Annotated in this window: 16 protein-coding genes; 2 read left to right on the forward strand and 14 right to left on the reverse strand. The window is 47.7% G+C overall.

From position 1 onward, the window contains the following. Nucleotides 1–67: 67 nt before the first annotated feature. Nucleotides 68–481 carry a host attachment family protein gene (locus N530_RS0106280; RefSeq protein WP_026480000.1) on the reverse strand — a complete coding sequence of 138 codons (414 nt, stop codon included), beginning with the start codon at nt 479–481 and terminating at the stop codon, nt 68–70. Nucleotides 482–681: 200 nt separating this feature from the next. Between N530_RS0106280 and pepN the strand changes: the two genes are divergently transcribed. Beyond that, the gene (gene pepN, locus N530_RS0106285; protein ID WP_026480001.1) at nt 682–3,327 is read left to right on the forward strand and encodes an aminopeptidase N; all 2,646 of its coding nucleotides are present in this window, start codon (nt 682–684) and stop codon (nt 3,325–3,327) included. A 216-nt stretch (nt 3,328–3,543) separates the two neighbouring features. After that, on the forward strand, nt 3,544–5,847 hold the full coding sequence (locus N530_RS0106290; protein ID WP_026480002.1) for an ATP-binding protein: 2,304 nt from the start codon (nt 3,544–3,546) through the stop codon (nt 5,845–5,847). Nucleotides 5,848–5,876: 29 nt separating this feature from the next. Here N530_RS0106290 and N530_RS0106295 read toward each other — a convergent pair whose 3' ends face one another. From N530_RS0106295 to N530_RS0106355, 13 genes are all read right to left on the reverse strand, one after another. Continuing rightward, nucleotides 5,877–6,359, reverse strand: coding sequence for an EF-hand domain-containing protein (locus N530_RS0106295; protein WP_026480003.1), 483 nt, complete (start codon nt 6,357–6,359; stop codon nt 5,877–5,879). 62 nt (nt 6,360–6,421) lie between these two features. Further along, a complete protein-coding gene (locus N530_RS0106300; RefSeq protein ID WP_026480004.1) occupies nt 6,422–9,391 on the reverse strand; it encodes a bifunctional [glutamine synthetase] adenylyltransferase/[glutamine synthetase]-adenylyl-L-tyrosine phosphorylase in 2,970 nt (989 codons plus the stop codon). Between the two features lie 22 nt (nt 9,392–9,413). Beyond that, nucleotides 9,414–10,835 (reverse strand): ATP-binding protein, encoded by a 1,422-nt coding sequence (locus N530_RS0106305; RefSeq protein ID WP_026480005.1) that lies wholly within the window; start codon nt 10,833–10,835, stop codon nt 9,414–9,416. Further along, nucleotides 10,835–11,506, reverse strand: a complete 672-nt coding sequence (locus N530_RS0106310) for a response regulator transcription factor (protein WP_026480006.1) — start codon at nt 11,504–11,506, stop codon at nt 10,835–10,837. The genes N530_RS0106305 and N530_RS0106310 overlap by 1 nt, the downstream gene beginning before the upstream one ends. A gap of 135 nt (nt 11,507–11,641) precedes the next feature. Continuing rightward, nucleotides 11,642–13,117 (reverse strand): Do family serine endopeptidase, encoded by a 1,476-nt coding sequence (locus N530_RS0106315; protein ID WP_035266551.1) that lies wholly within the window; start codon nt 13,115–13,117, stop codon nt 11,642–11,644. A 180-nt stretch (nt 13,118–13,297) separates the two neighbouring features. Next, nucleotides 13,298–14,518: a bifunctional alpha/beta hydrolase/OsmC family protein gene (locus N530_RS0106320; RefSeq protein ID WP_026480008.1), complete on the reverse strand. Its 1,221-nt coding sequence runs from the start codon at nt 14,516–14,518 to the stop codon at nt 13,298–13,300. Nucleotides 14,519–14,592: 74 nt separating this feature from the next. Continuing rightward, nucleotides 14,593–15,069, reverse strand: coding sequence for a cytochrome c-type biogenesis protein (locus tag N530_RS0106325; RefSeq protein ID WP_026480009.1), 477 nt, complete (start codon nt 15,067–15,069; stop codon nt 14,593–14,595). Further along, nucleotides 15,066–17,069, reverse strand: a complete 2,004-nt coding sequence (locus tag N530_RS0106330) for a heme lyase CcmF/NrfE family subunit (RefSeq protein ID WP_026480010.1) — start codon at nt 17,067–17,069, stop codon at nt 15,066–15,068. The genes N530_RS0106325 and N530_RS0106330 overlap by 4 nt, the downstream gene beginning before the upstream one ends. Continuing rightward, a complete protein-coding gene (ccmE, locus tag N530_RS0106335; protein ID WP_026317100.1) occupies nt 17,066–17,509 on the reverse strand; it encodes a cytochrome c maturation protein CcmE in 444 nt (147 codons plus the stop codon). Before ccmE ends, N530_RS0106330 begins: the two co-directional genes overlap by 4 nt. Before the next feature lie 18 nt (nt 17,510–17,527). Further along, a complete protein-coding gene (gene ccmI, locus N530_RS17505; RefSeq protein ID WP_035266552.1) occupies nt 17,528–18,709 on the reverse strand; it encodes a c-type cytochrome biogenesis protein CcmI in 1,182 nt (393 codons plus the stop codon). 86 nt (nt 18,710–18,795) lie between these two features. Continuing rightward, nucleotides 18,796–19,236 carry a hypothetical protein gene (locus N530_RS0106345; protein WP_026480011.1) on the reverse strand — a complete coding sequence of 147 codons (441 nt, stop codon included), beginning with the start codon at nt 19,234–19,236 and terminating at the stop codon, nt 18,796–18,798. A 73-nt stretch (nt 19,237–19,309) separates the two neighbouring features. Continuing rightward, on the reverse strand, nt 19,310–20,686 hold the full coding sequence (locus N530_RS0106350) for an ATP-binding protein (RefSeq protein ID WP_035266553.1): 1,377 nt from the start codon (nt 20,684–20,686) through the stop codon (nt 19,310–19,312). Between the two features lie 2 nt (nt 20,687–20,688). After that, the gene (locus tag N530_RS0106355) at nt 20,689–21,375 is read right to left on the reverse strand and encodes a response regulator transcription factor (RefSeq protein ID WP_018687362.1); all 687 of its coding nucleotides are present in this window, start codon (nt 21,373–21,375) and stop codon (nt 20,689–20,691) included. Nucleotides 21,376–21,442 lie beyond the last annotated feature (67 nt).

The raw sequence follows: 21,442 nt of genomic DNA on the forward strand, positions 1-21,442 counted from the left end.
TCAACGACATATAAAAAACGCCCCGCAATTTAATGCGAGGCGCATATAGAGCATTAGAAATCTGCGGTTAGCTTACCGCTGCAGACAGAGAGCGTTCAATTTCTGCGACAGGATGGTTCACTAAGGTTTTTGGCAATTCCATACAGATTTTGCTCTGCACTTCCTTATGCAAAAGCGGCCGAACCTCACCGAGTGTATCAGGATCAAGCGCTAAGACGACATTATCAAAAGACCCTTTATGTGCTTTTGCATAGAGGTCCTCTGCTAGTATTTTAGAAAATGTCATCTCCATGGATTCCTTATCCGACATATCCGGCGGCTGTTTTCCTGATGGACCTTGATCCGCCAGATTGCCCGGCTTTAATGAGCCTTCAGCTTTGAGTTTGATATTGAGGTTTGTGCCAATATTGCGAAAATATTGGGCTCCTTCACCGGAGCCAACGACAATCAGTGCGTCAGCTGGAACTGTGCCTTTAGACATTTTGTCTCCTTCGGGTTTTTCATTATTTATCGACCCAATTTAACAACGCTGAGCCGTGATGATTGTTCCCCCAAATTGCCACGAAATTTGGGCCCGATTGACCATTAGAATTGAAATAACTTTAGGGGCTTAACAACAGGCCATAGATTTACCTATAACCAAATTTCAACAGTCCCTATCTCTACACCTTAAGGTCATCTATGCGCACGCAAACTGGAACAGCAATTCTACTCGAAGACTACCGCCCAAGCGATTATCAGATAGACAAGGTGGATTTAGATTTCTCTTTAGATGCGCAGGAAACTCTTGTGACATCCATCCTGTCCATGCGCCGTGCTGAGGGCGTTGCGGAAGGCGCGCCTTTAGTGCTGCATGGTGATGAGCTTGAGCTCGTCTCTATTGCCGTTAATGATACGGCACTGAGCGAAGATGGTTATGAATTATCCGCCGATGGCATCAGCATAAACAAGCTGCCTGCGAGCGACGTCTTTACCCTAAAGATCGTCACAAAAATCAATCCGACAGCGAATAAAAAGTTGATGGGGCTTTACCGCACATCTGGTAATTTTTGTACGCAATGTGAAGCTGAAGGCTTTCGCCGCATTACCTATTATCTGGACCGACCAGACATTTTGTCTGTTTTCACTGTTCGCATTGAAGGTGACAGCAAGACCGTTCCGTTGCTTCTTTCAAACGGAAATTGCACCGATAAGGGCAGCCTTGAGAACGGCCGTCACTTTGCTGTCTGGCATGACCCACATCCAAAACCTGCTTATTTGTTTGCTTTATTCGCCGGAGATCTAGGCGTTCTGAAAGATCGCTTTAAGACCCGTTCCGGCCGCGATGTTGCTCTGGAAATCTATGTTGAACACGGCAAAGAACCACGTGCTGCTTATGCGATGGATTCGCTCATCCGCTCCATGAAATGGGACGAAGAGGTTTACGGCTGCGAATATGATCTGGACATATTCATGATCGTCGCGGTTTCAGATTTCAATATGGGCGCAATGGAAAACAAAGGCCTCAATGTTTTCAATGATAAATATGTCCTGGCCGATCCTGAAACGGCAACAGACCAAGACTATGCCAATATTGAAGCGATTATTGCGCATGAATATTTTCACAACTGGACCGGCAACCGCATTACTTGTCGTGACTGGTTCCAGCTTTGTTTGAAAGAAGGCCTTACAGTTTATCGTGACCATTCTTTTTCTGCCGATATGCGCTCTGCGCCCGTTAAGCGGATTGCGGAAGTGCGCGGCCTTCGCGCCCACCAATTTCCGGAAGATGCTGGCCCCCTTGCCCACCCTGTGCGTCCGCGCCGCTATTCCGAGATCAATAATTTCTACACCTCGACCGTCTATGAAAAGGGTTCTGAAGTCGTTGGCATGTTCAAAACCATTGTCGGCGAAGAAGGCTATAAGCGTGCGCTTGATTTATATTTCGAGCGCCATGACGGCGACGCGGCGACAATTGAAGATTTCATCAAATGTTTTGAAGATGCAACCGGTGCTGATCTCAAACAATTTTCGCTTTGGTATGATCAGGCTGGCACACCAAATCTAGCAATTGAGACAAATTATGACGAAGCGCACAAACGCTTTACGATCAACATTGCTCAGAGCCTGAAATCTTCTGTCGTCACGGGCAATGTTGAGCCGATGCATATTCCGGTACGATTTGGACTTGTTGGCCCGCAAGGCAATGATTTGGCTTATAGCGGTGTAACAGGTGCAGATGTGACCGGCGATGTCATTCATGTGCGCGAGCCGAAACACAGCATCCATTTTGAAGGTGTTGAACAAGCACCGGTCATTTCATTATTGCGCGGTTTTTCTGCGCCCGTGACGATTATTCCTGAACGCGCGGACAGTGAACTCGCGTTTTTAGCGCGACACGACAATGATGAATTTGCCCGCTGGGAGGCATTGTCCAGCCTTGCGATGCGCCAGCTACGCCAAGCCACGCATGATGTTGAGAGCGGCAAAGCCGTAAAATCGTCACCAGAGCTAACAACAATTCTCCATGAGATTTTGAGCGATGAAACGCTTGAACCCGCTTATCGTGCGTTATGTCTAAGCCTGCCGAGTGAGGCAAATATAGCCCGTGAAATTGGCAGCGACATTAATCCTGATGCGATCTACACTGCACGGTCGCAAATCCTCGATGATATTGCCAAAGAATGCCTTGCGACACTGCAGGCGACTTATGACAAACTTAATCCTGCAAAACCATTTGTGCCCGATGCTACGAGTGCAGGCATAAGGTCTTTGCGCAATAGGACCCTTGGTCTCATTGTGCGTGCAACGGGCGATGTGGAACTGGCTGCAAAGCATTTTTCTAATGCTGACAACATGACAGATCGTGCAGATGCTTTGAGCGTTCTTGCGCTGCAAGCGCCAGATGCGGAAGAAACAGCTCTTGCGCTCGAAACTTTCCGTGCGCGTTATGCGGATAATCCGATTGTTATGGATAAATGGTTTGCCATTCAGGCCATGATACCGGGCGGTGGTGCTTTAGAGCGTGTGGAACAATTGAGCAAATCCGAAAGCTTCTCTTGGGAAAATCCAAACCGTGTACGGGCGCTGATCGGATCATTCTCCGTTGGCAACGCAACAGGTTTTAACAGAGCTGATGGGGCGGGATACCGCTTTTTGTGCAATGCGACCGCGCGATTGGACGATATTAACCCGCAAGTTGCAGCCCGTTTGATAACGGCAATGCGATCATGGCGCAATTTAGAAAAGAAGCGTTCTGATTTTGCGCATGAAGCGCTTAAATCATTATTATCAAAAGAAAAGCTGTCACGAGACGTTCGCGACATTCTCGAACGTACTCTTGCTTAAAAACACGGGTAATAGTGCTTAAATTAAGTACTAAAAGTAAATAATTAAATTTTTTCTTAATTATTTGACTCTGAGGACTAGACACAGGGAATCACTTTTGATTCACTGTGTCTAGCTGCTTCGTTGTGTTTCGGCAGCGCGTATCCAAAATTTATCGACGAGAACAGCTATGGGGGCTGTTTTTATAAAGCGCGGCTTTGCGCTAAGGGGACTGCTTTGTCATTCGCTGATCTAACAAGATTTGATGCCGACGGAATGGAAGGTCATGCAAAGTTTCTTGCAGAGCCTGTAGCAAACCCGATCTCTGTACTTGAGCCTTATCTCAAGCGTTCTATCCCTATTCTTATTATGATTTTCCTTTGCGGGCTTTTCTTCGTGCGCGGTACGACTTTACTCGCTGACAGGCAGGCTTCTGGCGAACAGGGCCGCATGTTTGTTTCGCTTCTCGCATCTGCTGCAAAAAGCACGATTGAAGGCGCACGCGATGATGGCTTTGCCCCTGTAAATGGCTCGGACTTCGAGCAGATTCTCATTCGTGCCTTGCCGCAAGAAGCCACAAATGAAGGCCGGTTTGTTGTTGTCACAGATAGCGATGGAGAAATCATCGGTATGCGCGGCGGTGATCAATCATTGTTTGGCAAAAACCTTCCTTCTATTTTAAGCCAGTCACAAGCGCTGTTCCTCTTTGGTGAATCGGCAGGCGTTCAAACATTGCTGCTTAACGGTACATCGCATATTGTTAGTGCAACGAAGATCGGTGAAGGTTCTTCCGTTGTTGCCGTGCTGCAATCTGAAGCCGACTTATATGCCGCTTGGCAAAGACGATGCGCGCTCACGGTCACGGTCTTTGCGCTAACGTCCAGCATCTTGATCATTTTACTCTACGCTTATTTTGCGCAAATCGCGCGTAGCCGTTCGGCTGGTAAAGTTTATCGCGAAACATTAAAGCGCGTTGAAACGGCCCTCGCCCGTGGTCATTGCGGCCTATGGGACTGGGATTTGGCGCATGGCCGTATTTTCTGGTCGCGCTCCATGTTTGAAATGCTGGGGTATGAGCCTATCGACGACGTGCTGTCCTTTGGTGAAATTTCGCCCATGGTTCACAGCGAAGATTTAGACTTGTTTGAACTGGCGCAGCGCGCCGCAGCGCAAGAAATTACCGCTGTCGATGAAATCATCCGCATGCGCCATGCAGAGGGTCACTATGTCAGACTGCGTATCCGCACCAAGCTTGTGGAACATCCATCGGGTGGCAATCACCTCATTGGTATCGCTGTTGATGTTACTGAAAATCACCGCCTTGCGGAGCAATCCGAGATTGCCAGCCAAAACCTAAAAGCTGCGATTGAGAGCACTTCAGAATCCTTCTCGCTTTGGGATGATGATGACAAACTCGTTCTGTGTAACAAGAAATTTGCTGAATATAATGGTCTATCCGAAGAAGCCTTAATACCAGGCACACCGCGCAGCCAAATCTCAAAACTGGTCAGAGAACCACTTATCGAACGCCGTCTTGTCAGCGATGACAGTCTTGGAACGTCAAAAACCTATGAGCGCCAAATTGCCGATGGTCGCTGGTTGCAGGTCAATGAACGACGCACACAAGCTGGTGGCATGATCTCAGTTGGCACTGATATTACGCAATTGAAACTGCAAGAAGAGCGCCTGCAGGAAAGCAAGCGCTGCCTGATTTCATCGGTTGAACAAGTAACAATCGAGCGCACGAAATCACAGCTCAAAGCAATGGAACTTTCTGAACTCAACAAAAAGTATCTTAAAGCGAAGGAAGTCGCCGAGGCTGCATATCTGGCTAAAACCGAGTTTCTGGCCAATGTAAGCCATGAATTGCGCACGCCGCTCAACGCGATCATTGGCTTTTCAGATATCATGCAAAACCAAATGTTCGGCCCTCTTGGCTCTGGCCGTTATGATGAATATGCAAAAGACATCAATACGAGTGGCAACTTTCTATTGGGCGTTATCAACGACATTTTAGAAATGTCTAAGATTGAAGCTGGCCGCGTTATTCTTGAAAAAGAAGAGATTGAACTGCGCCCGCTAATTGAAGAAAGCGTACAGATGTTGTCGCTTCAAGCGGAGCAGAAAAACATTCATGTTGAGCAAGCAATTAGCTGCGACATGACGCTCATGGCTGATCGCCGCGCAATGAAGCAAATTTTGATTAATCTGGTTTCAAACGCCGTTAAGTTCACCGAACAAGGCGGCCGTATAAAAGTGCGCTGTAAAGCTCTTTCTACGGCTCTTCAAATCACCATCGAAGATACGGGCTGCGGCATACCAAAATCGGCTTTAAAGCGGATAGGAAAGCCATTTGAACAGGTGCAAAACCAGTTCTCAAAAAATCATACAGGTTCAGGTCTGGGCTTGGCGATTTCCAAATCACTGACGCAGCTGCATGGCGGTTCTATGAAAATCCGCTCAACGGAAGGCAAAGGAACGATTGTTTCTGTGCGCATTCCTTTGGAACTCGCTGCTCCATTGGAAGAGGCCGCTGAATAAACAACGGCCCCTCAAAAGTTTAGGCAGAATTAGCCGCGATCGCCGCGATCTTTCTTGCCTTTATGATGACCTTTGTTTTTGCCATGTTTTGGCATTTCTTCCATTGTGGCAAAGCCATCATCGTTTTTGTCCATCAGTGCAAAAACCTTCTGTTGACGGTTTTCCACTTCTTGGCGCGTGACTTCTTCATTGCCATCAAGGTCAAAGCGCTTGATTATTCCCATAGCGCGGCGCTTCTCGCCTTTTTTCTCTGTTTTGAGCGCTTCGATTTCGGCTTTGGTAACAATACCGTTTTTATCCGTGTCGAGTTCATCAAATTTTTCGATAAGTGGCGCATAGAATTCGGCTAAATCTAGCTTTCCGTCGCTATTAGCATCCATTTGTTCAAAGCGCATTGCTCCACGCTCGCCGCCACGATCTCCGCCACGTTTTTCGGCGAATGAAGCTGTGACAGAACCAGCGATTACTGCAACACTCAAGAGTGCGATTGTTGTTTTTTTAAATGCAGACATTTTATTCTCCATGCATAATAATTGAACCCAATGGAGTTGGCATGCCTGCACTTTTATCAGGACTACTCCAAAGGAATGTACCGTTCGAAAATGGATCGAACAGCGCGAGTATGCTCTTGAAGATGGGCTTCCAGTTGAATGATATCCGGCATATTTGTCGCCGCACATAATTCTTCTATTAGACCTTTGGTTGCGTTTTGCGGATCAAATTTCTCCGCCGAACATAGCGCAATCAATTGGCTAATCTTACTGTAAATGTCCAAAGCTGCGATCAGCTCTTTCCTGTCATTTTCAGCAATGATTTCTTCATCAAGCAGTTTCAGAATATCGCTTGCACCATGAGTATTCAAATTACGGTTCGTTAAATCACCCTTACAATTTGGTAAGTCAGTGAGCATCCAATATTGCGTTAAAAACTCAATATCGACGATACCGCCCGCAACCATTTTCAAATTCCATATTGACTTTGCAGGCTTTTCTTTTTGCAAGCGAAGTCGCATTGAACCGATATCAGCAATGGTTTTAACGCGGTCACGCTCAATACAAATAATTGCACTTCGCTCGGCCGAAAACCGTTCCATGAGCTGCGTATCGCCGCAAACAGGGCGTGCCCGTGTCAGCGCCATATGCTCCCACGTCCAAGCATCATCGCGTTGATATTTGGAAAAAGCTTTAAGAGACGTCGCGAGCGGCCCTTTATTGCCAGATGGCCGCAAGCGGAAGTCAACTTCATAAAGCACACCCTCCGCAGTAGGTGCAGACAAGGCGGCTATGAGCCGCTGCGTGAGGCGCGCGAAATATTGCGATGGTGCCAATGGTTTTTCGCCATTGCTTTCAGCCAATTCATCGGGCGCATCATATATCAACATCAGGTCAACATCGCTGCCAGCCGTCATCTCTTTGCTGCCAAGCTTTCCAAGAGCGACTAAGCACATGGACGCACCTTCAATTGTGCCATGCTTGGCCTCAACTTCATCGGTTACAGCAATGAGAGCTTTTTCCAGCAACATATCGGCAAGCGCCGACAGTGCTTTGGCAGTCGTTTCAGGATCAATCGATCCCGTCAGCATACGCACACCAATCAGGAAGCGTTGTTCTGCTGCAAAAATACGTAAGCGGTCCAGTACATCTTCATATACTCTGCCCTCACCGACAAAGAAGTTCAGGCGCTCCTGAAGCTCTGAATGATCAGGCATGCGCTCAAAAAAGGCTGGCTCCAACATGCCGTCAAAAATGAGCGGACGCGCTGTGACAATATTGGCAAGGCGCGGCGCCGACGACAAAATCTTAGACATGAGCCCAAGCAATTGCCGGTTAGAATTAAGCATCGACAATAGCTGCACACCAGCAGGCAGGCCCGCCAGAAGCTTATCGAACTTAATCAGCGTTTCATCAGCTTGGCCAAATTGTGCAAAGCTATCTAGCAGATTTGGTACGAGCACAGTGAGTTGCTCGCGCGCTTTGACTGACGATAAAGAGCGATAACGCCCAAAATGCCACGTGCGAATGATATTCCAAATATCTATCGCACGCTCAAAACCCATTGCATGTAAATTAGTCAAAGTGTCTGGGTCTGGGTCGCCGCCAGTGAAGACAAGGTTTCCTGCAGGGCCGCTTAATGTTTGACCATCTTCGAACAAATCGCCGAAATGTTTCTCAACAATTTTCAAATGCGCCATTAATTCGGCGCTGAATGCGGCAACGCCATCAATACCCAACAAGCCAGCAATGACGGCTAGGTCTTCATCGCTTTGCGGCAAGTCATGTGTCTGCTCATCAGCGACCATTTGAACAGCATGTTCAGCACGGCGCAAAAAGCTGTAGGCCGCCGTCATCTCGTCGCGCACATCAGCATCAATCCAATGCTCATCTGTGAGGCGGTTTAGCATTTCAACCGTTTCACGGTGCCGCAGACTCTCAGCGCGCCCGCCAGCAATCAATTGCTGCGTTTGTACGAAAAACTCAATTTCACGTATTCCGCCGCGGCCAAGTTTTAAATTATGGCCATGCACGGCAATCTTTCCATGCCCTTTGTGCGCATGTATCTGACGCTTAATCGACTGCACGTCAGAAATCGCTGCGTAATCAAGATATTTGCGCCAAATGAAGGGCTTAAGCTCGCTTAGAAAACGTGTGGAAGCTTGATGATCGCCTGCGACTGAACGGGCTTTTATGAACGCAGCGCGCTCCCAGTTTTGGCCCCTGCTCTCATAATAATTAAGCGCTGCCTCAACATTGATAGCCAAGGGTGTTGCTCCAGGATCAGGGCGCAATCTCAAATCAGTACGGAAAACATACCCATCACCCGTGCGCTCTTGCATAATGCGCACAAGACGCCGCACAAAACGGCTCATCACTTCGGTTGGATCTTGCCCTTCGGCAAATTGCAAACCTTTTGCATCAAGATCGAAGTAAATAACAATATCAATATCGGATGAATAATTTAGCTCACGGCCGCCAAGCTTGCCCATGCCGAGAATAACAAGGCCGCAGTCTTTGGACGGATCTTGCAAGTCATTAATGTTAATCTTGCCGCTTTGCGCTGTTGATTTGAGCAACCAATTGACTGCAGATGTTAAGCAGTTTTCAGCGAGCTGCGATAAGAAATTCGTTGTGTTCGCAACATTGTGGCACTGCGCCAAATCCCCAAGTGCAATCAGCATATGGGCTTCGTGCTTGAGCTTTCGCAGCCGCGTCATCAGCTCCGCTTCGCTCATATCGTCCGTTGAGCCAAGTTGGAGCGCCTCATCAATAAGGCTCTGAATACGCTTGTTCAAACCTTGATCGAACAAGACTTCCAAACTGCCTGCGAAATTCAAAATGCCGCCTCGCAGAAAAGGCGAAAGGCACATGATCTTCGCTAGAAAATCTGAAAGTGCGTCATCTTTGTTTTCAATTGATGAAGCGAGCCTATCTGCTCCTGCATTTTGTGCAGCTGCAAGCAGTGTTGCCTTAGCATCAGTGATTGCCTGCACATCAGAAAAGAACAGACGTGCAGGCGTTTTATCAAACCATTTTTCAGAAGCGCTCAAATCAAACCTCGACCTATTTTACTTAGGTCTTAGCAGTTGTCTTTTGAATTGGAAATGTCAGAACTGCGCGCAATCCGGGCTCTGCATCTTCTAAGACAAACGTGCCTTTATGCATGTCCATAATCGCAGCAACAAGGCTAAGGCCGAGGCCAGACCCTGGTTCCGAACGGCTCTCATCCAAACGAACAAAACGCTGTAGTGCACGTTCACGATTCTCAGGTGGAATGCCTAGCCCATTGTCCTCGATAATCAAGACAGCGCTTTTTTGGTCCTCAGAACGCCGTCCATATATGGAAATAACTGTATCTTCGCTGCGACCATATTTTACCGCATTGTCGACGAGATTTGTCAGTGCCTGCCCTATCAATTGGCGATTGCCCACGACCATTAGATTGTTATCAATAGAAGATACGAGCTTGCCGCCGAACTCATCCACCAAAGGTTCGTAAAGTTCAGCAACACCTTCTGCTATTTCTGTTAGCTGAAGTTCCGTTTCATTATGCTTGGAATATCCTGCTTCTACGCGAGATATCAGCAGCATCGCATTGAACAGCTGGATGAGTTGATCTGATTCAGCGATCATATCGTTTAATGCATCACGGTAATCCTCGTCCGATTTACCGCTACGCAAAGCCGCCTCAGCGCGATTGCGAAGCCGTGTTAGAGGCGTTTTTAAATCATGCGCAATATTGTCTGAAACTTCACGTAAACCGCTGTTCAACTTCTCAATACGGCCTAGCATAGCATTGAGACTAACAGACAAGCGGTCGAACTCATCGTTCGCCGTTGAGACAGGCAATCGTTTGCTTAAATCGCCGCCAACAATATGTGCACTTGCTTGCGATACGCTATCAATCCGGCGCAATGCACGGCGCCCGACAAAGAACCATATCAATAAACCGCCCACACCCATCATGCCAAGAGCAAGACCAAGTGAGCTTCGAATAATTTTTCTAAAGCGATCTGGCTCGCCCAAATCACGACCAACAAGGATTGTCAGTCCATTTGGAAACTTGATGCGTTGGCCGATTGCGCGTGGTGCGTCATCATCATCAAGCTCTTCATCCTGCTCACCAATGCGAGTGTAACGAAATGGCTTGGATGTGTAACCTTCGCTCTTTAAAACCCCAGCATCTATTTTAGCAATATTGCCCGCAAGAAACCGGCTTTCTTGATCTGAAATCAAATAAACAAAAGCATCTGGCCGACGCGAGCGCCGATCAATTTCTCGTACCAATAACCGTATTCCACCACGGTTATAAACACGGTTGAGGCTTTGCAATTCTTGATCCAAAGACACTTTTGTTTGGTTGACTAAAAAGCCACCAGCCAAATGTGTCATGTAAAAAACAAGAAAGATTGCGCATAAGGAAAACAACAGCAGGTAAAGCGCAGATAGCCGCGCTGCGGTTGTTTTCATCATAGAGGAAAATTTACATAGCATTAGGCGCGCATCACATAACCTGCACCACGGATCGTGTGCAAAAGAGGTTTCTCGAAACCTTTTTCAATCTTGCCGCGCAACCTTGAAATGTGAACGTCGATGACGTTTGTCTGAGGGTCAAAATGATAGTCCCATACGTGCTCTAATAGCATCGTGCGGGTGACGACTTGCCCTGCATTTCGCATCAGATACTCTAAAAGGCGGAATTCACGCGGCTGCAAAAGGATGGATTGGTCAGCGCGTTTTACATCGCGTGACAAACGATCAAGCACCAAATCACCAACTTGGTATTGCGATTGGTTATCGCTGGTACTGCCTCGCCTTACCAATGCTTCTAATCGTGCAAGCAATTCTGAAAAAGCATAAGGCTTGGTGAGATAATCATCGCCGCCAGCACGAAGGCCAGTGACACGGTCATCCACCTCACCGAGCGCTGACAAGATCAGAACAGGCGTATTGTCGCCATTCTCACGCAGTTCAGCAACCACAGAAAGGCCATCGCGTTTGGGCATCATACGGTCGACAACCAACGCATCATAGCCACCGTGGTCCGCCAAAGCGAAACCATCAATGCCGTTATGGGCCAAGTCAGCGACATGTCCCGCCTCGTCTAAAGCGTGCCGTAAATACTTTGCAGCTTCGACATCATCTTCAATAATAAGAAATTTCATACTCATGTTTAACAATGCCAAGCCAAAGAGAAAAGTAAAAATGCGGCAGCAAGTAAGGGCCTTGCTGCCGCAACGTTCACGGCTAAAAATTGATACTTGATGTACCAGCCGGAACTTGTGAGTTTAGAAGGTTAATCAACCTATCTGGACAGCGACGAAACGGCTGCGACTTTCATTTTCAAGTCTAAGCAATGCAGCTTTTCGGCCGTCTTTTTTGGCAGTTTCTAATTGCGCTTCGATATCGCGTGCAGAACTTACAGGCTCATTATTCACCTCGGAAATAATATCACCCGCACGAATGCCGACATCAGAGGCACTTGACCCTGGCTCAACCGAAGTGACCAGAATGCCATCGCCTTGATCATTCTTCATCACCGTAAGGCCGAGGTCTTCCATTGCCGTTGGCTGTACTTCAGCATTGGAACCAGAATCTGCAACGTCGACCGGAAGCTCACCAAGCTTTAGATTGATGGTTTTTTCCTTGCCGCTTCGCAAGATTTTGATTTCAACATCTGAGCCTGGATCAATAGCTGCAATCATTTTGGAAAGTGTGCGTGGGTCTTTGATTTCCGTGCCGTTGACTTCAGTAATGATATCGCCTGCACGAATGCCTGCGGCTTCCGCCGGAGCACCTTTTTGCGGCTGGGATACCAACGCGCCAGCTTGACCATCAAGCCCCAGTGACTCAGCTATATCTGCGGTTACGGGCTGTATCGCAACGCCTAGCCATCCACGCTCAACGGAGCCACCTTTCATCAGGTCAGAAATGACTTCTTTTGCAAGAGTAGCGGGTACAGCAAAGGCAATACCAACATTACCGCCTGACGGCGAATAGATTGCAGTGTTGATACCAACAACTTGTCCAGAAAGATTGAAAGTTGGTCCGCCCGAGTTACCGCGGTTAACTGCAGCATCGATTTGCAAGAAATCATCATATGGACCAGCGCCAATATCACGGCCTCTTGCTGATAATATGCCAGCGGTTACTGTGCCGCCAAGGCCAAACGGATTGCCAACAGCCACAACCCAATCGCCAATGCGCACATCGTTTTCATCGGCAAAATCTACATATGTGAATTCGCGGTCGTCATCGACTTTTAGCACGGCCAAATCGGTGCGTTGGTCTTTGCCAATTAACGTCGCATCAAGTTCGGTTCCGTCATCCATGAGAACAGTAAATTCTGTTCCACCTTCAACGACGTGATTATTGGTAACGAGAAAACCATCTTCGGAAATGAAGAAACCTGAACCCTGCCCAATTGGGCGGGCTTCCTCAAAGCGCTCAGAGCGGCGTTGACGGTTCGGACGCGCATTACCGCTTCTATCTTCGAAAAAGCGGCGCAGTTGGTCTTCAAAGTTGCCGCGCGGATTGAATTGGAAGTCTCCGCCTTGGCTAGCGACAGGGCGAATATTTGACTTTACACGGACAGATACGACGGCCGGAGACACAGCATCCACAACATCGGCAAATCCTGGCACTGCTGCCGTTTGAACATCCACGGCATCAGCATAAGCAGGCATAATTGAAGAAGCCGTATAGCCCGTAAAGCCTGCGCCGATGACGGCAAGAGCCATTGCAGTTTGAGAAAGACGTTTTGTAACTTTTTGCATTGTAATTCCTCGAATATACCTGCTGGAGGTCAGGTGTTGATCCAGTCAAAGAATGCGAACTTTCACGCTCCTTGTATGGTCATTGATATCGAGTCTCACATTGCGGCAACCTTTCCAAAGCATGAAATAACTGTAATATTAGCACCATCATTCAGCCATATTTATTCATATAGCGGCTGCTTAAATGACCTTTGTTATAATTTTTGCACCTTGCTCCAAAGTCTTATGAACTGGGCATTTATTGGCAATTTCGACAATTTTATCCGCTATTTCAGGGGAGATTTCTCCCTCTACCGAAATATGACGTTCAAAGCGATCTACTTTGCCTGATTTTTGCTGTTCATTTTGCGTGCATTCCTGACAGTCTTTAAAATGAACTTTTTTATGACTGACATCGACGGTCACGGCACCAAGGTCCAGCTTTTTGAAATCAGCATACATGCGCAATGTCATTGACGTGCAAGCACCAAGTGCTGCCCCCAACAAATCATAAGGGCTTGGGCCAGAATCAGCACCGCCAACCGATTGGGGTTCATCAGCGAAAAATCGGTGACTGCCTGCCTGAACCGTATTTTGAAATTTGCTGTCACGCGTTTCTTTGACACGTATATGTTCGATTTCGGCCACACCTTGCGGTGCATCTTTAGGCAATAATTTTGTTGCCCACGCCGAGATCATTTCAGATGCAAACTCTGCATCTTCTTCAACCGATAGAAGATGATCCGCACGATCAAGAGATATGAAAGATTTGGGATGTTTTGCGGCCACAAAAATTCGTGTCGCATTATCAACACCTACGGTCTGGTCGATGGGTGAATGCATAACCAGCAGCGAGGCTCTTATTTTTGCTACTTTATCCAGCAATTTTGTATCACGCGCAGCTTCTATAAACCCCTTACCAATCTTCATTTTTCGCCCGGCAAGAAAGACCTCTGCCACACCGTTTTCTTCGATTTCCGATATTTTTTCATCAAACATATGGAGCACATGTTCGGCATCGGCAGGTGCGCCAATTGTGACAACGCCTTTAATATCTGGAATTTCTGTTGCTGCTGCTAATACCGCCGCACCACCCAAGGAATGTCCTATCAGTATGGACGGTGCTTCTCCCTGTTCGCGCATATATTCTGCCGCTTTGACCAAATCTTCGACATTGGATGCAAAACTAGTATTGGCAAACTCACCTTGACTGGAACCAAGGCCAGTAAAGTCAAATCGCAGTACTGCAACGCCAAGACGCGCAAGATGTGTGGCGATACGCCGTGCAGCGAGAATATCTTTTGTGCAAGTGAAACAATGCGCAAAAAGCGCATAACCGCGAATCTTGCCATCTGGTCGATCAAATCGTGCAGCAAGCATTTCACCAGATATAGATTTAAATTCGCGTTTCTCAGTAGCCATAATACACCTCAGTTTGAACTTTCGGTATATTAGCGACAGTTACAGTAACCTACACCTCAAACTTTTGAGAGCAGTTATTTATCGTCTTCGTCGCCCAAAAGTTTGTTAAGGCGTTCTTCTTCTTCATGAGTAAGCGAGACTGGCCCGCTGGCGCTAGAACTATACCGCCTGCTATAGGCGAAAGCGGCAATCGCGCCCAAGATTAATACAAATATGGGTGTGCCCCATAAGAGAATATTACGCGCAGAGAATGCAGGCCTTAGCAAAACGAACTCACCATAGCGATCGACAACATAATCCATCACCTGCGCGTCTGTATCGCCCGATACCAAGCGCTCGCGCACGATGACACGTAAATCGCGTGCAAGCTCTGCATCTGAATCGTCGATGGATTGATTTTGGCAAACAAGACAACGAAGATTTGCTGAAATGTCACGCGCTCTTTGCTCAAGCTGTGGGTTGCCTAGAATTTCGTCTGGATTAACGGCAAAAGCTGGCGCAGCAGACAATAATAGCGCCAAGACGCAACTTAATAGAAAGCGGATAATCATTCAGCCGCCCCCGATGAGCTTTGCGACATTGGCTTTTGGCGCAGCTTAGCAGCAACAGGTGCACCGATGCGCAATCGGCGATCAGAAAGAGAAATGACGCCCGCAATAGTCATCATGAGGCAGCCCAACCAAATCAGCGTAATCATCGGCTTCCACCAAATACGCACGACAATTTCATCGCTACCTTCTGCTTTATCGCCCAATGACACATAGAACTGATTGAATGCGCTCGTTAAGATACCGGCTTCAGTTGTCGGCTGGCCGCTTGCCGTATAAATGCGTTTTTCCGGTTTAACCTCACCAACAATTTTGCCGTTTCGCATTACCGTAAACACGGCTTGTTCAAAGGTGTAGTTGGGGCCCTGATAGGCTTTGAGTTCTTCGAACTTCATGTCAAAGCCAACAAATTGAGTTGTTTGCCCCGACGCCATACGCAAAACGGTTTCATCTTCAAATGTTGTGACGGCAACAATGCCAAGCGTTGTTATACCAACGCCAGCATGCGCTAATGCGCCTCCCCATGCCGAACGCGGCAATCCTTTAAGGCGCGCCCAAGCGACGTTTGGTTTTGCTTTCGGCAAACCTGCTTTTGCCCAAAGGTCGGCAAGCGCACCAAAGATCAACCAGAATGCCATTGCAAAGGCTAAAACAGCCAAAATTGGTGCTCCATATATGACATAGGCAAACACGAGGGCAGCGAACAGCGATAGTCCGCCAGCAACCCAGAGCCTTTCAAACGCTCCATAAAGATTACCCCGCTTCCAAGCCAGAAACGGTCCAAAAGGAACGGCGATCAGCAGAGGGATCATCAGCGGTGCGAATGTCATGTTGAAGTATGGCGCGCCGACAGAGATTTTCTCACCGGAGACCGCTTCAACCAAAAGAGGATACAGCGTGCCGACCAATACGGTTGCTGCAGCCGTTGTCAAAAACAGATTGTTTAAAACAAGCGCGCCTTCACGTGAGATCGGATGAAACATGCCGCCATTCTTTAGCGTCGAAGCACGCATGGCAAAAAGCACTAATGCACCGCCGATAAAGGCGATAAGAATGAATAAGATAAACAATCCCCGCGATGGGTCATTGGCGAAGGAATGAACGGATGTCAAAACGCCAGAGCGAACTAGGAAAGTGCCCAAAAGCGAGAATGAGAACGCAAGGATAGACAACAGAATTGTCCATACTTTTAGTGCTTCACGCTTTTCCATAACCAATGCTGAATGGAGAAGTGCTGTACCGACGAGCCAAGGCATGAAGGATGCGTTTTCAACGGGGTCCCAGAACCACCAGCCGCCCCAACCCAATTCGTAATAAGCCCAATATGAGCCCATAGCGATTCCGGCAGTTAAAAAGAGCCATGCGGTTAAAGTCCAAGGGCGAACCCAACGTGCCCAAGCTGCATCAATGCGGCCTTCAATCAAGGCCGTTATCGCAAATGAAAAGCAGATCGAAAATCCAACATAACCAAGGTAAAGCAATGGCGGATGGATAGCCAAACCAATATCTTGCAAAATCGGATTGAGGTCTTGCCCTTCAATGGGTGCAGGCACCAAGCGAATAAACGGGTTTGAGGTCAAAAGAAGAAATGCCGTAAACGCAACGGTAATCGCGCCTTGCGTTGCCAAGACACCCGCTTTCAAACGGGCAGGCAAATTATTACCAAACAAGGCGACCAATGCACCAAAAAGAGCAAGAATTAGCACCCAAAGCAGCATCGAGCCTTCATGGTTGCCCCAAACGCCCGTAAATTTATAAAGCAAAGGTTTCGCAGAATAGGAGTTTTCCCACACATTCTTGACCGAAAAATCAGACGTAACATAGGCCCAAGTCAAGGCGCCAAACGCAAAGGCAATTGTCAGAAAAGTCGCAATCGATAAGGATGGAGCAATGGCGATAAATCGACGATCACCACTACGCAGCCCAGCATAAGGCAATATCATTTGTGCCAATGCTAAAGCAAAGGCCAGAACAAGAGCATAATGTCCAAGTTCAACAATCATTGTGTCTCATCACCCTTCCAGTAGCCCTGCTCTTTCAAGCTATCTGCGACTTCTCGTGGCATGTATGTTTCATCATGCTTGGCAAGAACGGTATCAGCAGAAAATGTACCATCGGGGCCCATGATACCTTCGGCCACGATGCCCTGTCCTTCACGAAATAAATCCGGCAAGATGCCTGCATAACGCACTTTCAACGCTGCATTTGCATCCTCCACTGCGAATGTCACACCATCGCCCGAGGAGCTATCGACTGAACCTTCAACGACAACGCCGCCAAGGCGCACACGTGAACTTTCATTCGGTATGACATTTACTAAATCCGAAGGTGTGCGGAAAAATGTCACTTGTTCACTCAGCGCCGTCAGCACGAGTGCAACGGCAACAGCCAATGTGCCCAAGGCACCAAAGATAACAATTGAACGCTTTTGTTTACGTGTCATTGACATTTTCTTCCGCCCTTATTGTATTTCTTTCAAACCAATATCTTTTGCAAAAGACTGAATTTGTAATTGCTTTTGCGGCTCGTCTGCAAAGGCAGCTATAGCACGCTTCACGGCTGCAACAGCTTCATCTCTTTGATTTAAGACCATGCGCGCGCGGATCAATCGTTGCCACTCTTCAACCGTGCCGACATTACTTTCAAGGCGGCTATCGAGTTGCTCGACCATACCGGCAATCATTTCTTGCCGATCTACTTCATTCATCTGCTCGGCGTCTTCGACTGCCTGCTTGTCTGGTCCGGGCAGATCAATGGCTTTTTGCCCTGCCAAACGTGCCATGCTTTGTGCAGCGACGACGCGCCAATTTCCATCAATGTTTTCATTATTCACAATGAGGTTCCATTGACGGGCAGCATCATCTGGACGTCCCGCTTGAGCATTTCTCAACCCAATATAATATAATGCACGGCCATTTGAAGGCTCTAGCGTCACAGCTTTTTGAAAATGCGCTTCGGCTTCAGCTGTCACAGCACCGCCAGCTTGTGCCGACAACACTTCGCCTAAGCCAGCAAGTCGCGGTGCGCTTTCGCCCAACAGCCGAATAGCGCTGCGATAGGCATCAGCTGCCTTTGCGCCCTGCCCCAAACGAAAATACACAGGCGCTAGCACATCCCAGCCGCGGCCATCTTCCGGATTTTCCGCCAAGTGTTTTTCTGCACGTTCAACAAGCTGTATCAGCTGTTTGTTTTCTTTTGTTGATTCTGCTTCCGCTTTTTTTATCATCTCAAGGCGAGCAGCCAGCGGCTGCGCTTTTATCGTTGGGGAGCCAAGTGAGGTATACATCAGCAGCGATAAGCCCGGTATAAAGATAATCGCCACAGCGCCTAGAATGCGATTACCGAAGACATGATCACGCCGCATATGCGTATCTGTTTTTTTAGACCCCAGCTTGTCTTCAGCCGCTAAAAGCCGCCGGACAATTTCAACACGTGCCTGCTTTGCATCATCTTTAGAGAAAACGCCGCTCGCCAGTTCCAAATCTAGCTCTGTTAGCTGATCCTTATAAACCGCAATATCATGCTCGAAATCAGCGACCTGATTATCGACATTGTCGCCTTGGTTTGCTTGTGAAAAAGCAGGCCAAAAAGCCAGAATCAAAACAGTAAGCGTTAGTACAGTAATTAAAATCCAGAAAATCATGGCTGCAGATATGCACTCGTCGTTCAAAATACCAAGTAAATTCGACTAGGTGCGACAAAGATGCCGTGAAATGCGGCTGGTAACAATCAGCTCAAGAGCGACCAACTACCACCCTCATTTCGGCATGCCGTTCCTTTGACCGATGATTCCACACCGCGATCAACCACAGTATGTTCATATTGGCGGCAGTCTTGCGAACCGACCCTATAGGGCTGCGAAGGCACGATGCGCCCAGAAAGCGTTTTACCTTGCCATAGCACTGCCTCGCCGGGCGCCGTATATTCAAGTGCAAGATACTCGTTTTGAAGGGCTGTGGATTTATCGCCGCGCACAACTTCATTGCCCTTTAAGCGCGTGATCAAGCCGCCATCCAAAGCCGCAATTAACTCACCGGAAGCCAGCACCTTTGTCTTTTGAGGCAAAATAGAAGGCGTTAGCGATGTATTCAACCCAGTAGAGGTGCAGCCCGCAAGCGCCATCAAAAGCGCCACACTACCCAATACTGATGATTGTCGAAGCGATGTCATATTTATCAAATACCCAAACTTCATTACTATCTTATTCTTCTCTATGACAAATGTTACGTGACAACAATGTGGCCTAATTACTGTTTACAGCGGGCAAATGTACAAATACTTGCAGCCCACCAAGGTCGCTTTTCCCAAGCACAACATCGCCGCCATAAGCGATAGCCGTATCATTAACGATCGAAAGTCCTAACCCTGTACCTGGTACTTTTTCATCTAAGCGCTGTCCCCGCTTGAGCGCTTTTTCATAACCATCCTGCGGAATTCCTTCACCATCATCTTCCACGCTAAGTATAATCCAAGGCCGCTCTGTATCATTACGCGCATCCAAGCGAGCGCTTATTAAAACTTTTCCAGAGGCCCATTTACATGCATTTTCAACAAGGTTTCCAAGAATTTCTTCAAAATCCTCTTTTTCACCAGCAAACAATAACTGATCAGCGCTTATGTCTACTTTGATTGCCAAATCAGGATTAAGTTTTCGCATGACTTTGGCCATGCGCTCAATTGCTTGAATAATGTCAGTGCGGAACGTCAAACTGCCTTGCTGGGCTGCGATGCGCGCACGGTTTAGGTAGTGATCAACCTGAATCTGCATTGATGCGGCTTGCGTTCTCACAATCTGCGAAGAAACGGGCGTGTCGGAGCGGCCTTCATTTTGAAGCACCGCAATGGGTGTTTTAAGAGAATGAGCAAGATTGCCGACTTGTGTTCTTGCTCGCTCAACAATGCGTTTATTGTTCTCAACGAGCGTATTCATCTCGGAAATCATAGGCTCCAGCTCTGTCGGAAAATCGCCGCTGAGCTTATCGGCGCGTCCATCACGGATTTCTCCGAGAGCAATACGAATGCGATCAAGCGGCTTTAAACCAAACAAAATGACCAGCACATTTATGACAACGACGCCCAAGCCAAAAGCACTCAATAAGCCGGCAGCATTCAGTGCGAAGTCACGAATTCCGCGTTCGAATTCGCTTTGATTGCCGCCAACTTGAAACAACGCAATGCGCCCTTCGCCCAGATCAATTTCTGATTCTTTGACGCGAATTTTAAGTTTCTTTGGTCCATTCACAAAATATGTACGAACAAACTGATTATCATAAGGGACGCTGTTCAAATCAGCACGTGGAAAGGTAAAGCCACTAAGCGATGGTGAAGCAAGAGCATTATTGGGTGTGTCGCCGATAATTTCAACGCGCCAGAACCAGCCTGATTCAGGTGCTAGAAAACTGTTTTCGCCAAGGTTAGGCGCGCCGGTAAGATTACCATTTTCGTTAATATCAACGGCACCAATTAACGAGAAAAGTTGTGCTTGCTGCAGCTCGGAAAAGTTTCTTTCTGCACCCGCTTTAAACTGCGCCAACAATAGCCAGCCTAAGATTACAATAGCCAGCACGGTCCACGCGCTGGATAGAATGGTAACCCTGCGTGTGAGCGAAAAGGCTTTCATGCCTATTTCAAGTCCTTGGTTTCTTTCGATGAGGGATCGGCCATCCGATAACCAAGCCCCCTTACGGTCTCAATCAAATTATGTCCTAGTTTCTTGCGCAAACGCCCAACGAACACTTCAACAGTATTGGAGTCGCGATCAAAATCCTGATCGTACATATGTTCAGTCAATTCGGTGCGTGACACGACTTCGGACTGGTGATGAATTAAATAAGATAGCAACCGAAATTCATGGGATGTGAGTTTTAGGGTTACCCCATCGACAACCGCCTTTGATGCTTTCACATCAACGCTTAGTGGACCACACCGCAATTCTGAGGAAGCATGACCTGCTGCACGCCGGATAAGAGCCCTTACCCGCGCTAAGATCTCTTCAATATGGAAAGGTTTGGTGACATAATCATCAGCACCAGCATCGATGCCAGATACTTTGTCACTCCAGCGGTCACGCGCGGTCAAAATTAAGACAGGCATTGAACGGCCATCTTCACGCCAGCGCTGCAAAACGCTAATGCCGTCCATTTGGGGCAGACCTATATCGAGAACGACACAATCATAGGGCTCTGTATCACCTAGATAATGCCCCTCTTCACCATCACTAGCCGTATCAACGACATATCCGGCATCCTCTAGCGCCTGCTTAAGTTGGCGGTTTAGATCAGCATCGTCTTCGACAACCAGAATGCGCATAAAGCTCCCCCGTAATGATTCTCTTGTTGTTCATCATCAAAGATGAAATCTAGAGCACACTCAAGGT

Source organism: Ahrensia sp. 13_GOM-1096m, from assembly GCF_000620605.1.
GTDB lineage: Bacteria > Pseudomonadota > Alphaproteobacteria > Rhizobiales > Rhizobiaceae > Ahrensia > Ahrensia kielensis.

Coding starts and splice junctions, on each gene's coding strand:
- N530_RS0106280 (WP_026480000.1), bottom strand. CDS start 481: ATGTCTAAAGGCACAGTTCCAGCTGACGCACTGATTGTCGTTGGCTCC.
- pepN (WP_026480001.1), top strand. CDS start 682: ATGCGCACGCAAACTGGAACAGCAATTCTACTCGAAGACTACCGCCCA.
- N530_RS0106295 (WP_026480003.1), bottom strand. CDS start 6,359: ATGTCTGCATTTAAAAAAACAACAATCGCACTCTTGAGTGTTGCAGTA.
- N530_RS0106305 (WP_026480005.1), bottom strand. CDS start 10,835: ATGCTATGTAAATTTTCCTCTATGATGAAAACAACCGCAGCGCGGCTA.
- N530_RS0106310 (WP_026480006.1), bottom strand. CDS start 11,506: ATGAAATTTCTTATTATTGAAGATGATGTCGAAGCTGCAAAGTATTTA.
- N530_RS0106315 (WP_035266551.1), bottom strand. CDS start 13,117: ATGCAAAAAGTTACAAAACGTCTTTCTCAAACTGCAATGGCTCTTGCC.
- N530_RS0106320 (WP_026480008.1), bottom strand. CDS start 14,518: ATGGCTACTGAGAAACGCGAATTTAAATCTATATCTGGTGAAATGCTT.
- N530_RS0106325 (WP_026480009.1), bottom strand. CDS start 15,069: ATGATTATCCGCTTTCTATTAAGTTGCGTCTTGGCGCTATTATTGTCT.
- N530_RS0106330 (WP_026480010.1), bottom strand. CDS start 17,069: ATGATTGTTGAACTTGGACATTATGCTCTTGTTCTGGCCTTTGCTTTA.
- ccmE (WP_026317100.1), bottom strand. CDS start 17,509: ATGACACGTAAACAAAAGCGTTCAATTGTTATCTTTGGTGCCTTGGGC.
- ccmI (WP_035266552.1), bottom strand. CDS start 18,709: ATGATTTTCTGGATTTTAATTACTGTACTAACGCTTACTGTTTTGATT.
- N530_RS0106345 (WP_026480011.1), bottom strand. CDS start 19,236: ATGACATCGCTTCGACAATCATCAGTATTGGGTAGTGTGGCGCTTTTG.
- N530_RS0106350 (WP_035266553.1), bottom strand. CDS start 20,686: ATGAAAGCCTTTTCGCTCACACGCAGGGTTACCATTCTATCCAGCGCG.
- N530_RS0106355 (WP_018687362.1), bottom strand. CDS start 21,375: ATGCGCATTCTGGTTGTCGAAGACGATGCTGATCTAAACCGCCAACTT.